18 protein-coding genes are annotated in these 16,396 nt (G+C 32.8%); 11 read left to right on the forward strand and 7 right to left on the reverse strand.

Features of this window, described 5'->3' with window-relative positions; translation table 11 throughout:
- Window positions 1-540 (forward strand): hypothetical protein, encoded by a 540-nt coding sequence (locus BM238_RS05745; RefSeq protein WP_090079259.1) that lies wholly within the window; start codon window positions 1-3, stop codon window positions 538-540.
- Here the strand turns inward: BM238_RS05745 and BM238_RS05750 are convergent.
- Window positions 524-1,459, reverse strand: a complete 936-nt coding sequence (locus BM238_RS05750) for a L,D-transpeptidase (RefSeq protein WP_090079260.1) — start codon at window positions 1,457-1,459, stop codon at window positions 524-526. The genes BM238_RS05745 and BM238_RS05750 overlap by 17 nt on opposite strands.
- Before the next feature lie 159 nt (window positions 1,460-1,618).
- On the opposite strand from BM238_RS05750, the gene BM238_RS05755 reads away from it, so the two are divergent.
- The 5 genes from BM238_RS05755 (at window position 1,619) to BM238_RS14520 (ending at window position 5,058) form a co-directional block, all read left to right on the forward strand.
- A complete protein-coding gene (locus BM238_RS05755) occupies window positions 1,619-3,061 on the forward strand; it encodes an aminoacyl-histidine dipeptidase (protein ID WP_090079261.1) in 1,443 nt (480 codons plus the stop codon).
- Window positions 3,062-3,294: 233 nt separating this feature from the next.
- Window positions 3,295-3,630: a cyclic nucleotide-binding domain-containing protein gene (locus BM238_RS14510; protein WP_233741924.1), complete on the forward strand. Its 336-nt coding sequence runs from the start codon at window positions 3,295-3,297 to the stop codon at window positions 3,628-3,630.
- A complete protein-coding gene (locus BM238_RS14515) occupies window positions 3,621-3,884 on the forward strand; it encodes a Crp/Fnr family transcriptional regulator (RefSeq protein ID WP_233741925.1) in 264 nt (87 codons plus the stop codon). Before BM238_RS14510 ends, BM238_RS14515 begins: the two co-directional genes overlap by 10 nt.
- A gap of 103 nt (window positions 3,885-3,987) precedes the next feature.
- Window positions 3,988-4,743 carry an SDR family oxidoreductase gene (locus BM238_RS05765; protein ID WP_233741926.1) on the forward strand — a complete coding sequence of 252 codons (756 nt, stop codon included), beginning with the start codon at window positions 3,988-3,990 and terminating at the stop codon, window positions 4,741-4,743.
- Window positions 4,744-5,058, forward strand: coding sequence for a hypothetical protein (locus BM238_RS14520; RefSeq protein WP_233741927.1), 315 nt, complete (start codon window positions 4,744-4,746; stop codon window positions 5,056-5,058).
- Between the two features lie 95 nt (window positions 5,059-5,153).
- Here BM238_RS14520 and BM238_RS05770 read toward each other — a convergent pair whose 3' ends face one another.
- Complete coding sequence (locus BM238_RS05770) at window positions 5,154-5,588, reverse strand: winged helix-turn-helix transcriptional regulator (protein ID WP_090079262.1); 435 nt, start codon at window positions 5,586-5,588, stop codon at window positions 5,154-5,156.
- 111 nt (window positions 5,589-5,699) lie between these two features.
- Here BM238_RS05770 and BM238_RS05775 point away from each other — a divergent pair, with 111 nt between their 5' ends.
- Complete coding sequence (locus BM238_RS05775) at window positions 5,700-6,467, forward strand: SDR family oxidoreductase (protein ID WP_090079263.1); 768 nt, start codon at window positions 5,700-5,702, stop codon at window positions 6,465-6,467.
- 31 nt (window positions 6,468-6,498) lie between these two features.
- Here the strand turns inward: BM238_RS05775 and BM238_RS05780 are convergent, their stop codons facing one another.
- Window positions 6,499-8,832 (reverse strand): ATP-dependent helicase, encoded by a 2,334-nt coding sequence (locus BM238_RS05780; protein WP_090079264.1) that lies wholly within the window; start codon window positions 8,830-8,832, stop codon window positions 6,499-6,501.
- 198 nt (window positions 8,833-9,030) lie between these two features.
- On the opposite strand from BM238_RS05780, the gene BM238_RS05785 reads away from it, so the two are divergent.
- The 3 genes from BM238_RS05785 to BM238_RS05795 all read left to right on the forward strand — a co-directional run bounded on the left by BM238_RS05785 (window position 9,031) and on the right by BM238_RS05795 (window position 11,175).
- Window positions 9,031-9,888, forward strand: a complete 858-nt coding sequence (locus tag BM238_RS05785) for a formate/nitrite transporter family protein (RefSeq protein ID WP_090079265.1) — start codon at window positions 9,031-9,033, stop codon at window positions 9,886-9,888.
- A 45-nt stretch (window positions 9,889-9,933) separates the two neighbouring features.
- Window positions 9,934-10,824 carry a hypothetical protein gene (locus tag BM238_RS05790; RefSeq protein ID WP_090079266.1) on the forward strand — a complete coding sequence of 297 codons (891 nt, stop codon included), beginning with the start codon at window positions 9,934-9,936 and terminating at the stop codon, window positions 10,822-10,824.
- A 96-nt stretch (window positions 10,825-10,920) separates the two neighbouring features.
- Window positions 10,921-11,175 carry a hypothetical protein gene (locus tag BM238_RS05795; protein WP_090079267.1) on the forward strand — a complete coding sequence of 85 codons (255 nt, stop codon included), beginning with the start codon at window positions 10,921-10,923 and terminating at the stop codon, window positions 11,173-11,175.
- A gap of 12 nt (window positions 11,176-11,187) precedes the next feature.
- Here the strand turns inward: BM238_RS05795 and BM238_RS05800 are convergent, their stop codons facing one another.
- From BM238_RS05800 to BM238_RS05810, 3 genes are all read right to left on the reverse strand, one after another.
- Complete coding sequence (locus BM238_RS05800; RefSeq protein WP_090079268.1) at window positions 11,188-12,330, reverse strand: inorganic phosphate transporter; 1,143 nt, start codon at window positions 12,328-12,330, stop codon at window positions 11,188-11,190.
- 28 nt (window positions 12,331-12,358) lie between these two features.
- Complete coding sequence (locus tag BM238_RS05805) at window positions 12,359-12,997, reverse strand: DUF47 domain-containing protein (RefSeq protein WP_090079269.1); 639 nt, start codon at window positions 12,995-12,997, stop codon at window positions 12,359-12,361.
- 202 nt (window positions 12,998-13,199) lie between these two features.
- Entirely contained in the window at window positions 13,200-14,978 is a 1,779-nt protein-coding gene (locus BM238_RS05810; RefSeq protein ID WP_090079270.1) for a DEAD/DEAH box helicase, read from the reverse strand.
- 156 nt (window positions 14,979-15,134) lie between these two features.
- Between BM238_RS05810 and BM238_RS05815 the strand changes: the two genes are divergently transcribed.
- A complete protein-coding gene (locus BM238_RS05815; RefSeq protein ID WP_090079271.1) occupies window positions 15,135-15,818 on the forward strand; it encodes a DUF2461 domain-containing protein in 684 nt (227 codons plus the stop codon).
- A gap of 59 nt (window positions 15,819-15,877) precedes the next feature.
- Here BM238_RS05815 and BM238_RS05820 read toward each other — a convergent pair whose 3' ends face one another.
- Window positions 15,878-16,396, reverse strand: a complete 519-nt coding sequence (locus tag BM238_RS05820; RefSeq protein WP_090079272.1) for a TlpA family protein disulfide reductase — start codon at window positions 16,394-16,396, stop codon at window positions 15,878-15,880.

Consider the following 16,396-nt stretch of genomic DNA (forward strand, 5'->3'; position numbering starts at 1 on the left):
ATGGAACAAAGCACATTTGATCAGATCCGCACCCGTCCCAGATTTAAACTTTATACTGTTGTAGAAAAATCTGATTATACAGTGCATCTGAGAGATTTTTTAAAAGCACACGAAAGCGAGTTTGAAGGTAATATTAACCGGGAAACGGCTTTGATCAACGTTAAATCCAAGTATTACGAATACTGGAAGCCTTATGTCGCATTACGAACTGAATTTGACCAGGAAGAAAACAGCACGTGTATCCGTGGCGTTTTTGGACCGAGTTCTGCAGTTTGGACTTTTTTTATGTTTTTATTCTTTTTCTTAGGAATCGGCTGGATGCTTTGTATCACTCTTTTTTATGTTGCAAAACAAATAAAACACGACGGTTTCGGATGGGCTTTTCCCACATCTATGATATTTCTTGGCTTAATTTTCCTCGTTTACATAGCTGGAAGAATTGGCCGGAAAAAAGGGAAAGAAGAAATGGAAAAACTGCGAAATTTTGTGGTGGAATCAACACTTCACCTTGAATCAAAAAGTACTACTTCTGAGCTATAACTACCTCTTCCCTATTTTTTTGTTCAGCTAGAATTTTATCAATTTCGGGTTGTATGTTTTTTGACATTACAGTTTCTGACAAATAATTTGCCATTGAATTTTGAACTAGTTTCCTCCACGGTTTTTGCTGTCCCCAATTAAAATCACCGTTCACGATTACCGGTGTTCCATTTGCCTTAAGTTTTCCTTCTGATAAAATCCACTGATCCGCAAAACTATACATCCATTCTGCATCTTTGCTAAGTAATCTCAAACAGGAATGCGATGCTGGATATCCCGGCAAATCATATTCGTGCCATCCAATTCCCAATTGATTAGCAATGTTGACATTAAATGGCAACTTCCAGTCAGAATCTACCGTGCTTGTTGCTATTTTTGATTTCCAGTTCGCAAAATGAAGTCCGGTTGCCGTCTTCGCCGCTTTTTTACCCATACTTGTTGGTCCCCATTTTTTTAGTTCACCATTTTCATAAACCGCAAAAGCCTGAATTGGATAGGAAAAATAAACAAACTTTTTCACATCTTTCAATAGTGCAATCTGCACCGGAAAAGGACTGTAATCTAAAAAATTGTCTGAAATTTTATTTGGAATTATTAAAGTATCCGCGCGCCACGAATTTTTTGCATCTAATCTATTTAAAGCTAAAATTGTATAACGTTCGTTCTCAGAATATTGCTTTTTAAAAGCAGACATTGCAGAATCTTTCTTTTTTGCAGGAAAAATAAAAGAAGAATATTGAATTTTTGATTTGGACAAAGAATCTTCTTTGTTGATATTTCTGACTTGTTTTGCAGCTTCCACAGGCGTGGAAGTGTTTGATGATGTTTCTTTTTTTATATCTTTTTTACATTGAATGGCTAATAGAAAAAGAAAAGCAAGTGCAAAAATGTTTAGAAATTTATTTGATCTAAAGTTCATGGATAAGTTTTTCACTCAATTTCAAAAAGAGTACCAAAAATTAAAAATTTTAAGATTTCTTTAACGTTTAAATTAATTAATATAAATCTTCTAAACTTTAAATCTTCTTTAACTCAATAAAAAAATGGAAGTCCGTATATTTACAAAAATCAAAAAAATATGGATATCTCTCAACTTGAACCAAAAATAATCTGGAAAAATTTTGCCGCTTTAAACAGCGTTCCGCGACCTTCAAAAAAAGAAGAACGTGTGATTGCTTTCATGAAAAAATTCGGTGAAGATTTAAACTTAGAAACGAAAGTTGATGAAGTTGGAAATGTCATAATCAGAAAACCCGCCACTTCAGGAATGGAAAATCGCAAACCAATCGTGATGCAAGGTCATCTCGACATGGTTTGCCAAAAAAACAACGATGTTGATTTTGATTTTGAAACCCAAGGCATTCAAATGGAAGTTCAAGGTGATTGGCTGAAAGCAAAAGGCACAACTCTAGGCGCAGATAATGGTTTGGGAGTTGCGGCGATTATGTCGGTTTTAGAAAGTAAAGATCTTGCTCATCCTGCTTTGGAAGCACTTTTTACGATAGATGAAGAAACCGGAATGACTGGTGCGATTGGTTTAAAACCTCACGAACTTCATGGCGAAATTATGCTAAATCTTGATACCGAAGAAGATGACGAGATCGATATCGGTTGCGCTGGTGGAATTGATATTACCGCTTCTCAAACTTATAATTTAGAAGATTCTCACGGACAAATAGTAAAAATTACCGTGAAAGGTTTACAAGGCGGACATTCTGGAATGGACATCATTAAAGGTTTTGGAAACGCAAATGTGATCTTGGGAAGGCTATTATTTTTAGGTTTAGATGAAAATATTCAACTGATTTCCATTGATGGCGGCGGTTTGAGAAACGCCATTCCGCGTGAAGCAAATGCAGTTTTTTCTGTTGAAAATTCTGCTGAATTTATTGAAAAAGCCAATGAATTGAAATCGGAAATTTTAGAAGAATTTGCCACAATTGAAAAAGATCTGCAAATTAATATTGAAAGTTCAACTATACATGAAAAAGCAATTTCAGAAGAAGATTCCAAAAAAGTAATTTTTGCTTTAAATGCCACGCAAAACGGTGTTTACAGAATGTCGCCAGACGTAAAAGATCTGGTAGAAACTTCTAATAACATTGCAAGAGTTGAATTAAAAAAGGGTGATTTGAAAATCTTAAATCTTTCGCGTTCTTCTGTCGAATCCAATAAAACTGCTGTTTCAAACCAATTAAAATCTGTTTTTGAATTAGCTGGAATGAAAGTAGAATTCGGTGGTTCTTATCCTGGTTGGAAACCAAAACCTGGCGCAGAAATTATCACCATAATGACAGAAATTTACAAGAAACAATTTGGAGAAACTCCTTCCGTTGTGGCTTGTCACGCAGGTTTAGAATGTGGAATAATCGGTGCCAATTATCCAGAAATGGAAATGGTTTCTTTTGGACCAACAATTCGTGGCGCGCATTCGCCAGACGAAAGAGCGAGCATTTCTTCTACTCAAAAATTCTGGGGATTTTTGAAGGAAATTTTAGCGAATATTCCGGAGAAAAAATAAGACTTATTTAAAAAAACATCTCATTGTCAAAAGTGAGATGTTTCTTTTTGGGGCAGATTCAAAAGACAGTTAATCTAATAGTTAGTTTTAAATATAATGTGAGAATCTTCTTGAAAATTATAAAGGTATAATCTTAAATTTCAATTATCAGATTTGTGATAAAGCACATCTACTATTCAGTATTTTTGTATAGTTTAATTATACATATAAATAATTTATCTGTAAACTAAAAAATGAACTACAAAGAAATAAATATGTACGATAAACTTTTTAGACAACTTGAAGAAAAAATTGTTTTGACTGAAAAGGAAAAGGAAGTTATTCCCAGCTTTTTTGACACCAAAATATTACGAAAAAGAGAATATTTATGTCTCGAAGGCGATTATTGCAAAAATCTGGCTTTTGTATCAAGAGGTGCTTTAAAATCTTACACCATTGATGATAAAGGACAAGAACTATTAGTTTGCTGGCTTGGGAAGGTTGGTCGGTTTCAGATTTTAAAAGTTTTATCTGTGATGAAAAGGCGATACTTTTCATCGATGCTATTGAAGATAGTGAAGTGCTTTTGATATCGCATTCCAATTACGAACAGCTTTTAACGCAAGTTCCTTCTATGGAGCGCTATTTTAGAATTTTATATCAAAATAGTTTAGTTACAAAAGACAGAAGATTGATAAGTTCTAACACCTACACTGCCGAAGAAAAATATCTGCATTTAATAAAAATATATCCCTTTATATCACAGCGCATTCCACAGAACCTAATTGCCTCTTATCTGGGTCTAACGCCTGAAACCATAAGCAGAATTAAAAAAAACTTATAGGATAGGATTGATTTAATCAAAATTATTTCTTGATCCATATCAATGCACAGCTATTGCGCTTTATGTAATTTTGTCTTAAAGTTAGAAACAAAAAAAGTTAATTATGGAAAACATAGCATTAATAGTTGGAGCAAGCGGTATTTCCGGAAACAATCTTGCTAAAGAACTAATTGAAAATAATTGGACAACTTATGGTATTACGCGTAACTCTGAAGTCGAACTTAAAGGACTAAAAAATATAAAAGCGGATCTGCTTGACACTGAATCGCTGGAAAAAGCCCTAAAAGATATAAATCCAACTCATGTATTTTTTACAGCTTGGATGAAAAAAGATACGGAAGCAGAAAATATTGAAGTGAATGGCAGAATGGTACGAAATATACTTGAAGTATTGTCACCAAAAAAATCTGTACGTCACGTTGCATTGGTCACTGGATTGAAACATTATTTGGGTCCTTTCGAAAATTACGTTAAAGCAGGATTTACACCTGAAACACCAGTTAGAACAGAGCATCCAAGACTTGCATTAAATAATTTTTATTATGCACAGGAAGACGAGATTTTTGATGCGGCAAAACGTGATGGTTTCACCTGGAGTATTCACCGCGCGCACACTATGATTGGACATGCTGTTGGAAATCTAATGAATATGGGAACAACTTTAGCTGTTTACGCTACTATTTGTAAAGAAAACGGCACACCTTTCACTTGGCCAGGTTCAGAAGCGCAATGGAACGGAATATCTGATGTAATAGACGCTCATATTTTAGCTAAACAATTTCTTTGGGCTGCAACTACACCTGAGGCTGCAAATGAAGCATTCAATATTGTCAATGGCGATATATTTCGTTGGAGTTGATTGTGGAAACAGATTGCTGAATATTTCGGTGTAGAATATCAAGGATATGCTGAAAATAATAAAAGTTTAGAAGAACTGATGAAAGGTGATGAAGACAAATGGCAAAAGATTGCAGACAAATATGAATTGGCAGAACCAAAATTAGATAGATTGGCTTCACCTTGGCATACCGACCTTGATTTAGGAAGACCTATCGAAGTGATGACAAACATGTCTAAGAATCGAAAATTAGGTTTTAAAGAATATCAGGATACGAGAGAATCATTCTTTAGATTATTCGACGAGCTAAAAGAGCAAAAAATTATTCCGGACTAATTCAAAATATATAAAATAAAAATTCAGCAAATTATTGCTGAATTTTTTTTGCTAAATCGCGAAGTTTAAAATTTAAATTAAAGAAATTTATAGCATTAAGTCACAATTTTCTGCACTTGGATGTCTTTTTTTAATTCTTTCATTTTTGATTTTATATATTCATCTTTATTTTTCCTTGCGCTCTTTATCATCGTTTTTATTTCAGTAGGAATTTCAAAGTATTTTTCTGACCACAAATAAACTTCTACCAAAACAGGCACTAAATCTATCGCTTTTGGCGTGAGTTGATAAAGCACTTTCGCTTTACTTTCTGGATGTTCCAATTTTAAAATTAACTCGTTTTCTTCTAAATTTTGTAGCCTCGAAGCCAAAATATTAGTTGCTATTTTTTCATCGGATTTTAGAAAATCACCATAAGTATTTTTATTAAAGAAAATCAGATCTCTTATAATTAGCAAAGACCATTTATCACCAAAAATATCTAATGAGCCACTCAAAGGGCAAATTGAACGCTTTTTTAATTCTTTCATTTATATTTTTAAAAATAATTTTAAAAAAACCACTTGCAAATCAAAACTAATTATATACATTTGTACTTGCAATTTGAAAGCAAATTTACAAATTTAAAATTAAATTAAAAAATGGAAATAAAAAACAAAACAATATTAATAACTGGTGGTGGTTCTGGTATTGGCTTAGAAGCCGTGAAACAATTTATTGAAAACGGTTGTAAAGTAATTATTACCGGTAGAAGTCAAAACAAATTAGATGCTGCTAAAAAATTATATCCATCAATTAATGTGTTTAATAGTGATGTTTCCAATGAAGAAGACAGTGCAATTTTACTAAAAAAAGTAGAAAAATTGGGTGGAATTGATATTTTGTATAACAATGCAGGAATTATTACCAAGCCTAAAAATTTTGGAATTGCCGATGAATTTCATTTTAAAAACGCAGAATCTGAAATAAGCATTAATTATTTAGGCGTGATCCGAATGAATAATTTGTTTATGGAAATGCTGAAAACCAAAAAAGAAAGTGCAATTATCAATACGGCTTCTATTTTGAGTTATGTTCCGCTAAATACTGCGCCAACTTATTCTGCTTCAAAAGCGGCGATCCGTTTTTACACCGACGCATTGCGCAGTCATTTGCAAATTTTGAAAACCAATGTTAAAGTATTTGAACTTTCTCCGCCAGTTGTTGCAACTGCAATGGCAGATGGTATAAATGCAAAATCTATCACGCCCGAAAAATTGGTAAATGCTCTTGTAAAAGGTATAAAAAATAACACCTACAAAATTCGAGTTGGTGATACAAAAAGCATTTATTTTTTAAACCGATTTTTTCCAAATATCGCCTGGAATTTAATAAATGGAAAAGACAATGAAAAGCAATTGCAAAATTAGAATTTCAAAATTAAAGGACTATTTTTAAACTCTAAATCTTCGTCAACTTCGCAAATTTCAAAATTAAATTTTTCTCACCTTCGTGCTGAAAAATCACTTTTGCTTTAATATTATTGGGATCTGTTCCATCTAAAAACTGAACTTCGCCCACACCAAAACGATCGTGGCGAACTCTGTCACCCACTTCAATATCTTGCGAAGAACTTCCACTTGGATTGATAATTTTTGCGGTTGCAACAGGTTTTAAATTTTTTGGAATTATCGTTGGTTCGTCTCTCTCCAAAGATTTTTTTGGTTCTTTCTTTTTAAAAAACCGCGTTTCTCCCATCGGTGCTTCGTCAAAAATATTAGATTTTAAACCGGAATGATTCATAAATCTGCTTTCCAGCGCTGGATTTATCAATTCCAAATATTCAGAATCTACTTCACTCAAAAATCTCGAAGGTTCCGCATCGGTAATTTTCCCCCATTGAAAACGGGAAATCGCATAACTAAAAAATGCTCTTTTTTCCGCTCTCGTTAAAGCCACGTAAAATAACCGGCGTTCTTCTTCCAATTCTTCACGTGTTGAACTGCTCATAAAACTTGGAAACAAATTTTCTTCCAAACCAACCAAATGAACAACCGGAAATTCTAAACCTTTGGATAAATGGATCGTCATTAAAGATACTTTCGGCGTATTATCGTCTTTTTTGTCTTTTTGCGTATCGGCAGAAAGTGCGATATTTTCCAGGAAATTAGACAAACTTGAATCGCCATCTTCCACTTGCTGTTGCTCATCAATAAAGCCTTGCATGGAATTCATCAATTCCTGAATATTTTCTACACGCGAAATTCCTTCCGGCGTTTGATCGTCCTTTAAAGTTTTAATTAAACCACTTCTTTTCGCCACTTCCATCGCAACAGTATAAGCATTTTCATCTTTCAGCATCACTTGAAAGGCTTTTATCATAGCCCAAAAATCGGCAAGTTTCGTGATAATGCCATTGTTTAATTGTAAAGTTGGTGCAAATTGTCCGAGATTACCTAAAACTTGCGAAACCGTAATGTTTTGAGAATCTGCAAAGACAATCAGCTTATTTTGTGTGCTTTCACCGATGCCACGCGCCGGAAAATTGATAACTCTAAATAAAGCTTCCGCATCATTTTCATTAACCAAAAGTCTTAGATATGCGACCAAATCTTTAACTTCCTTTCTTTGGTAAAAACTTAAACCGCCATAAACTCTGTACGGAATATTTTTTTTGCGAAGTGAATCTTCAAAAGCACGCGTTTGGGAATTGGTTCGGTATAAAATAGCAAACTGATCAAAATTCATTTGCTCAGAATTGTGAAGTTGCCAAATATTTGACGCCACAAAAGCCGCCTCATCAGCATCTGAAAGACTTCTGTACACTTTTATTTTTTCACCAACTTCATTTTCACTGAACACATTTTTCTTAAATTGCTGTAAATTTTTACCAATAACAACATTTGCAGCGTTCACAATATTTTGTGTTGAACGATAGTTTTGTTCCAAAGAAACTGTGACAGCGTCTGGATAATCTTTTTTAAAGTTTAAAATATTTAAAATATTTGCCCCACGAAAAGAGTAAATAGATTGTGCATCATCACCAACAACGCAAATATTTTCAAATTTTGAAGCCAGTGCTTTTACAATTAAATATTGAGAATGATTGGTATCCTGGTACTCATCAACCAAAATGTAGCGAAATCGATCTTGGTATTTTGCCAAAACTTCCGGAAATCTGGTTAACAATTCGTTCGTTCTTAAAAGCAAATCATCAAAATCCATTGCGCCATTTTTAAAACAGGCTTCAACGTATTTTTGATAAATTAAACCAATGTGTTTTTGATTGGCTCGTTCGTCATTTTCAATTAATTCCGGATTATTGAAATAGGCTTTTACGGTAATTAAATTATTTTTATACTGAGAAATTCTACCTAAAACTTTCTTCGCTTTATAAAGGTCGCCGTCAATATTTAATTCTTTAATGACTTTTTTTAAAACATTAACGGAATCCTGAGAATCGTAAATCGTAAAATTTGAAGGGAAACCAATGTAATGGGCTTCACTTCTTAGAATTCTTGCAAAAACCGAGTGAAAAGTTCCCATCCAAAGACTTTTGGCTTCACTCTGTCCGACCACTTTTGCAACACGGTCTTTCATTTCTTTTGCCGCTTTATTGGTAAATGTGAGCGCAAGAATATGAAAAGGATCAATAAGATTTGTGATAAGATGCGCAATTCGCATGGTGAGAACACGGGTTTTACCCGAACCTGCGCCTGCGAGAACCATCAAAGGTCCTTCAATTGTAGTTACAGCCTCAAGTTGTGGTTCATTTAAACCTTGAAGATAATCCATTAAATTTTAAAATTTTAGAATAACAAAAATACGGAAATTAGATTTGGTTTTCAGGTCTAAACTTTGGTTTTAGTTTTTTGAATTTTAGAATAATATTCTAATTTTACTAAATAATAATATTTTAATTAGTAAGAAATATTATCTTTATAAATTATTAAGTAAAATAATCTTCTTTCTGAAAAAAACTCTACAAAATCCATGGAAAACGAAACAAAACCTGAAGATAAAGATCAAGAAAATTTTCAGAAAGATTTAGAACAAAAATCTACGGAAATAGATGGCGTTGATGGTTACAAAGATATTCTAAGCCGCGTCATAAAAGAAGGTGAAGAGATTTTTGAAATTAAGAGTCAAGCATTGACGCTTAGTGCTGTTATTGCCGGGCTTGAAATCGGTTTTAGCTATTTACTTATGTGTACGCTTTTCACGCTACTTGCAGGCAAATTATCAGAAAATTCTATTTTTAAACTATTTTCATTTGTATATCCTTTGGGATTTATTTTTGTAATTCTTGGGAAATCAGCATTATTTACAGAGCAAACTTCGGTTTTAACATTGCCGGTGTTAAATGGTCAGCGGAAAATATCTGGACTTTTACGAATCTGGGGTTTAGTGATAGCAGGTAATATGGTTGGCGGTATTTTATTTGTTCTTTTTATCGGAATGCTTGCGCCACGTTTAAATTTATTTACTCATGAAACAATGGCAACTATTGGAGCTCACGTGGCTCATCACGATTCATTGACCCTTTTCTTAAGTGCGATTGTCGCAGGATGGCTAATGGGTTTATTAAACTGGTTGCTAAATAGTACTACCAATTCATTTACCAGAATTTTGCTGATAGTTATTATCACGGGCGTTATAGGTTTTGGCGGTTTTCACCATAGTATCGTGGGAAATATCGAGGTTTTTGGTGGTTTACTTTACTCTGATTCTGTTAATATTTCAGATTATCTTCTCTTTTTGGTTTTAGCCTTAGTTGGAAACAGTATTGGTGGCGGAATTGTTGTTGGACTCTTTAAATACCGCATTTTTCAGTCCAATTATGGAGGATAAAAGCCTTTCTTAGATCTTGTTTTGATATAAAATACAGGAACATAAATGAAAAAAATTATCGACAATTTTCTATCGGAAGCTTTTAGAGAAACTCTTGAGCGTGTCATTATTTGGATAGCAATTTTAAGTTTTTTACTACATTTACTCCTGATTTTTCTATTGAATGAAAATATTATTCAACTAAATTCGAAACTTACAGTAAATCCAATTTCTGCTATCTACACGCCTTTTTCATTCATTTTGGTTTATGAAGTTTTTCTGCTTGTATTTTATCTTCCGCGTTCTATTTCCAGCTACATTGGCAAACAATATGAAATTATTACTTTGATAGTAATAAGGAGAATATTTAAAGATATCGGCTATATGAAACTGTCAGACGATTGGTTTAAATTAGGACATGATCTTCAAATAACCTACGATCTTGCAACCGCAGTAATTTTATTCTTTTTAATACAGAAATTTTACAAAAATTTAGAAAAGAAAGAAACATCAGGAATCGTAAAAATAATGGAAGATATTGCGAAGAAACGGATGGATAAATTTATACAGTTTAAAAAAACAATCGCTGCTTTTTTAGTACCCGTAGTGATTATACTGGCGTTTTATTCGCTAATAAACTGGTTGATTACCTGCGGAAAAACAGATTTGGGCGACGTGGCGAATTTTAAAAATATCAACAATATATTCTTCGAAGATTTTTTCATTCTCCTGATCATTATTGACGTTATATTACTTCTATTTTCTTTCTTTTACTCTGATAGTTTTCATAAAATAATAAGAAACTCTGGTTTTGTAATTTCTACTATTTTAATAAAATTATCTTTTTCAGTGGAAGGCGCTATTAATAACGCATTGATACTTGGAGCAGTAATTTTTGGATTTTTAATTCTTATTATCCACAATTCTTATAAATCCGCTACGGAATATGATTTGTAAATCAAATTAAATTTCGTCTGAATTTTTATGGGAGTCTTTCGTTAAGGCACAACAATTGTAATCAATTTTTAATTAAATCTAATTTAAAAATCTGCTATGGAAAATATTTTATCAGTTGAAGATCAAAATTTTTTAGAAAATATTTATAAAAACTTTGGTGTTCAAAATATAATCTGCGATGAAAGTGGATTAAATTTCTTAGAAAACTCCTCGCCATTTGGTTTTTCATCAAACGAAAGTAGCTTGAACTATCTTACCCAAATATTTAAGAAATTAAAATACAGAATGGACTCCAACTTCAGAATGGAATTTTATTCTGCAGGTTTTAATATTGCAGTTTTAAGAAATTAAAATTGAATTATTTTAAGAAAAAAAACTGATAACAAGATAAGTCAATCCCGCTACAATCGCACTGATTGGAATCGTTAAAATCCAGGCCCAAAGCAGCTGAACTGTAATTCCCCATCTTACCGCCGAAACTCTTTTCGTTAATCCAACACCAATAATCGAACCTGTGATAGTATGTGTTGTAGAAACCGGAATTGCCAATCTGTCTGTTAAAAACAAGGTAATTGCTCCGGCTGTTTCAGCAGCAACACCTTCAAGTGAAGTTACTTTCGTAATTCTTGTTCCCATCGTTTTCACGATTTTCCATCCACCACTCATTGTTCCCAAACCTATCGCTAAGAAAGAAACCAAAGGCACCCAATAGTAATGTTGAGCAAAATAGTTGAATCGATCTGCAGGTAAAATTGCAAGATAAACCGGATCCGCAATCATCGTAACATGGTAATAAATAAAGGCCGCACCAATGATTCCCATTACTTTTTGTGCATCATTTAAACCATGACCTAAACTTAAAGCCGCACTTGAAACCAACTGTAATTTTTTGAATATTTTCTCGGCTTTGTGCGGATTTGTCTTTTTAAAAGAATTTACAATTATTAAAGTAATGATAATTGAAATGATCATCCCGATAAGAGGAGCCATAAATATGAAAAGAAAAATAGGAATTACTTTGCTGTATTTCACAACGTTTTGTGTAAATAACTGTTTAAAAGTTTCTATCGAATGCTGCCAAAGCGAAAACTCTGGATTAGTTATTCCTATCTGGTGATAATCTAACATAAAAGCGTGCATTAAAGCAGCACCTAAAAATCCACCGATAAGCGTATGTGAGGAAGATGAAGGAATTCCGAACCACCAGGTCAATAAATTCCAGGCAATTGCAGCAATTAAACCGGAAAATATCACTTCCAGATTAATGAAATTTTCATTTACCGTTTTAGCGATCGTATTTCCAATAGAAAATTCGCCAATCACGTAATAGGCAAGAAAAAAAGCAGCAAAATTCCAAAGTGCGGCCCATAAGACTGCCTGAAAAGGCGTTAAAACTTTAGTAGAAACGATTGTTGCAATAGAATTTGCAGCATCATGAAAACCATTTATAAAATCAAAAATTATTGCTAAAACAATGATTACTATAAGAAGTATTGGAAGATCCATTCAAAAAAATTTGAGTTAAAAAAGCTTTTTAAGCGTATTTTATTAAAATATTGTCAATAGTATTTGCAACATCTTCTGCTTTGTCCGTCACAATTTCCAAGTAATCTAAAACAGATTTTACTTTGATAATATTAATAGGATCATTGGTTTCAAAAAGCTTCACAATCGCCTGACTTAGAACATCATCCGCAATATTTTCAATACTGTTGATCTTTATGCAAGCTTCTTTTACAACTCCAGGATTTTTAAAACCATCCAGATTCACAACTGCTTTCTGCACTTCTAAACAGGCTTTGTAGATAAGCAAAGAAAACTCAGAATAAGCGGCAGTCTGCGGGCTTTTATAAAGATAAATATATTTTGCTGAAGCGTAAATATAATCTGCAATATCATCTAAACCGCTTGTCAGCATGTTGATATCTTCTCTGTCAAAAGGCGTAATGAAATTTTCGCCTAACTGTACAAAAATTTCGTGCGTAAGATCATCCAGTTTATGCTCATAATCACTCATTCTTTTCAATAAAGAATCGTCATTTAAATCAAATTCCATCATTCCGTCATGAAATTCTTTTGACATTTCGACTAAATTATCCGCAACTTTATTAAACAAAACAAAGAAAACTTTATCTTTTGGTTGAAAAGCACGAAAAATATTTCCTATTCCCATTTCTGTAATTTTTGTGGTGCAAATATCTTTATTTAAAAATTCATAACAACTATTGCGAAATTAATTTTTGTTAATAATAGGAATTTTTTTTCCACAATTTTATTAAAACTAAATCCTTTGATTTAATTATTTAAAACAAATTTTGACAAAAAAAAATCCAATAAAATAATTATTGGATCTTTTTTTAAATATTTGCTAATTTCTAAGATTTACCTGCTACTTCTGCACGCGCCTCTTTTCCTTTAAATTTCTGAGTTTCCATTCCTTTTAGAACGGTATCTTTAAATGATTTTTCTACTTCAAAGAAAGAGAATTTTTCCAGAATTTCAATATTACCAACATCTGCTTTTTTGCGAGAACCTTCTGTGGCTTTATTAATAATATCTAAAACATCCATCTTTTTCAAATTATCTCTTTTTCCAAGATTAAAGAAAAATCTTACCATATCTTCATTATTTCTGGCCGGACGTCTCTCTCTACTTTCATTTCTGTCCCCGCCTCTATCATTGGAAAAACGATCATTTCTTGGTCTGTCAAAATCTCTGCCTCTGTCATTTCCACGATCTCTACCTCTATCATTTCCGCGGTCTCTATCTCTACCGCGATCACTTCCTCTGTCACGGTCACGACCTCTGTCATCTCTTCCATTGTCACGACTCAATTTCTGATCAGCCATGTCATTTTTATCTTTGTAAAAAAGAGCAAGATCTTTTAATTGAAGTTGAAGCATTTGGTGAGCCAATTCTTCTTTCGTGAATTTTGATAAATCAGGAATTAAACTGTCATCAAAGGTGAAAACATTAACGTGTTCTGTAAATAATTTTTCAAAAACACCGCCAACTTGGGCTTTAATAATTTCTTCACCGGTTGGTACCATTTTCTCAACGATATCAATTTTGGTAACAGATTTTATTTGTTTTAATTTTCTACTTTCTTCAGGTTTAATTAAAGACATTGAAATACCATCTTTCCCTGCACGACCTGTTCTTCCACTTCTGTGAACAAAAACTTCTGGATCATCTGGTAAAGAAAAGTGAATAACGTGAGTTAAAGAATCTACATCTAAACCACGCGCTGCAACGTCAGTCGCAACTAAAATATCAATATTTTTTAAACGGAATTTTTTCATCACCGTATCTCTTTGCGCTTGCGAAAGATCGCCGTGAAGTGCGTCTGCGGCGTAACCGTTTTGCATTAAAAAATCTGCAATTTCCTGCGTTTCCATTCTGGTTCTACAGAAAATAATAGAATATTGATTTGGATTAAAATCAATTAATCTTTTTAAAGCCTCTTTTTTGTGTCTGTAACCAACCACATAAAATTCATGCTTGATATTTTTCTTAACCTCATTTATATGACCAACAGTAATTTTGTGCGGTTTATTTAAATAATTTTTAGAAATTCTTTCTACCTCTTTATTCATGGTAGCAGAAAAAAGAAAAGTTTGTTTTATAGAAGGTGTTTCGCTTAAAATTGTAGCTAAATCTTCTTTAAAACCCATGGAAAGCATTTCATCTGCTTCATCCAAAACCAAATATTGGATTTCGGAAAAATCAAGTGCTTTTCTGTTAATTAAATCAATTACACGACCTGGCGTTCCCACAATAACCTGTGGTTTATCACGCAAAGAACGTATTTGATCTGAAATACTACTTCCACCATAAACCGCAGTGGTTTTGATGTTTTGTTTGTATTTTGAGTAATTTTTAATGTCTTTCGTAATCTGAAGACATAATTCTCTAGTCGGACAAAGAACCAAGAACTGGATTTTGCGACTTGCATCATCAATCATATCCAAAACAGGCAATGAGAATGCTGCAGTCTTTCCTGTCCCGGTTTGCGCAAGTGCGATCAGATCTCTGTCGTCTGAAAGTATAAAAGGAATAGACTGTTTTTGGATTTCCGTTGGAGTTTCAAACCCCATTTCACCAATCGCCTGTAAGATTTCAGGGCTTAAATTGGATTCTGTAAATAAATTCATTAAGTATATATAATATTTTGCAAAGGTACAATTTTTATAATGATAATTTTAATGAGGTTTTATTAAAGTTTCGTTAATCCTAATTCATATTAAAGTTGCAGCTAATTTGAGATTTAATCACTAAAATTCATAAATTTGAAGTATAAATTTTAAATAATGCCACACGCAATTTCAAAAAATACTTTAAAATTTCTAAAAGAATTAGCCGAAAACAATAACCGGGAATGGTTTAATGAAAATAAAGATCTTTATTTGGAAGCGCAGGAAAATGTTTTGCAATTTTTAGAAAAACTAATTGAAGATATTTCGGAATTTGATGAAGAGATTTTAAAAATTTCTGCTAAAAAGGCTTTGTTCAGGATTTACCGCGATGTTCGATTTTCATTAGATAAATCGCCGTACAAAAATCATTTCGGTGCAGGTTTAGGCTTTGGAAAAGGTGGAAAGACTTCTGGTTTTTATTTACATATCGAACCAGGAAATTCTTTTATTGCGGGCGGCGTTTATATGCCGGAAAAAGAACTTTTAAAGAAAATCAGAACGAATGTAAGTGAAAATCCGGATGAGTTTTTAAAAATAATTAATGATAAAAACTTCAAAAAAACTTTTTCAGATTTATCACAAGAAGATAAGTTAAAAAGAATTCCCCAAGGTTTTGAAAAAGAAAACCCGATGGAAGATTATTTAAAACTAAAAAGTTTCGTGGTAAGATATTCTTTAAAAGACAAGGATTTAATGGAAACTTCCGGCCCGGAAAAAATCGCTGAAATCTGCAAAGCAATAAAACCTTTAAATGATTTTATAGAGAAATCAATTAATAAAAATGGCGAAAAAATGTAAAATTTAAACCACAAAGTCACAAAGAAAATCTCTGTGACTTTGTGGTTTTTTTTATTTGATTACATTTTAGTTAAATTATCAATCGTTTTTTGAATCTCAGGATCTTGCGGAACGATCGCATAATATTTTGCAATTTTTCCTTTTTGATTGATTACCATATATCGCGGAATCCAGTTTAAATCAATGTAGTTATTAAATTCATTTTTCCAACCGTCAGCAAACCAATAATTTTCGCTGCCTGAAATTTTGTGTTTAACAATTCCGTTTTTCCACGAGTCTTCTTTTCTGTCTAATGACAAATAAATAAAATCAATATCCGGATTTTTTTCTTTTAGTTTTTCCGCTTCCGGCATCGCTTTTACGCAATCACCACACCAGCTTGCCCATAAATCTACAAGCACAATTTTTCCTTTATGCTTTGCCAAAATTTTAGACATTGTTGTTTTCTTTCCATCTTGCATTGTGATCGTTTGAGCCAATGCTTCTTTGGAAAAACCAGTTTTCAACACTTTTGGAACTTCTTGTCCAAAAGTAATTCCTGAAATTAAAACCAATAATATTAATGCGTATTTTTTCAT

Origin of the sequence: Halpernia frigidisoli, assembly GCF_900113805.1 — a bacterium.
Classification (GTDB): Bacteria; Bacteroidota; Bacteroidia; order Flavobacteriales; family Weeksellaceae; genus Halpernia; species Halpernia frigidisoli.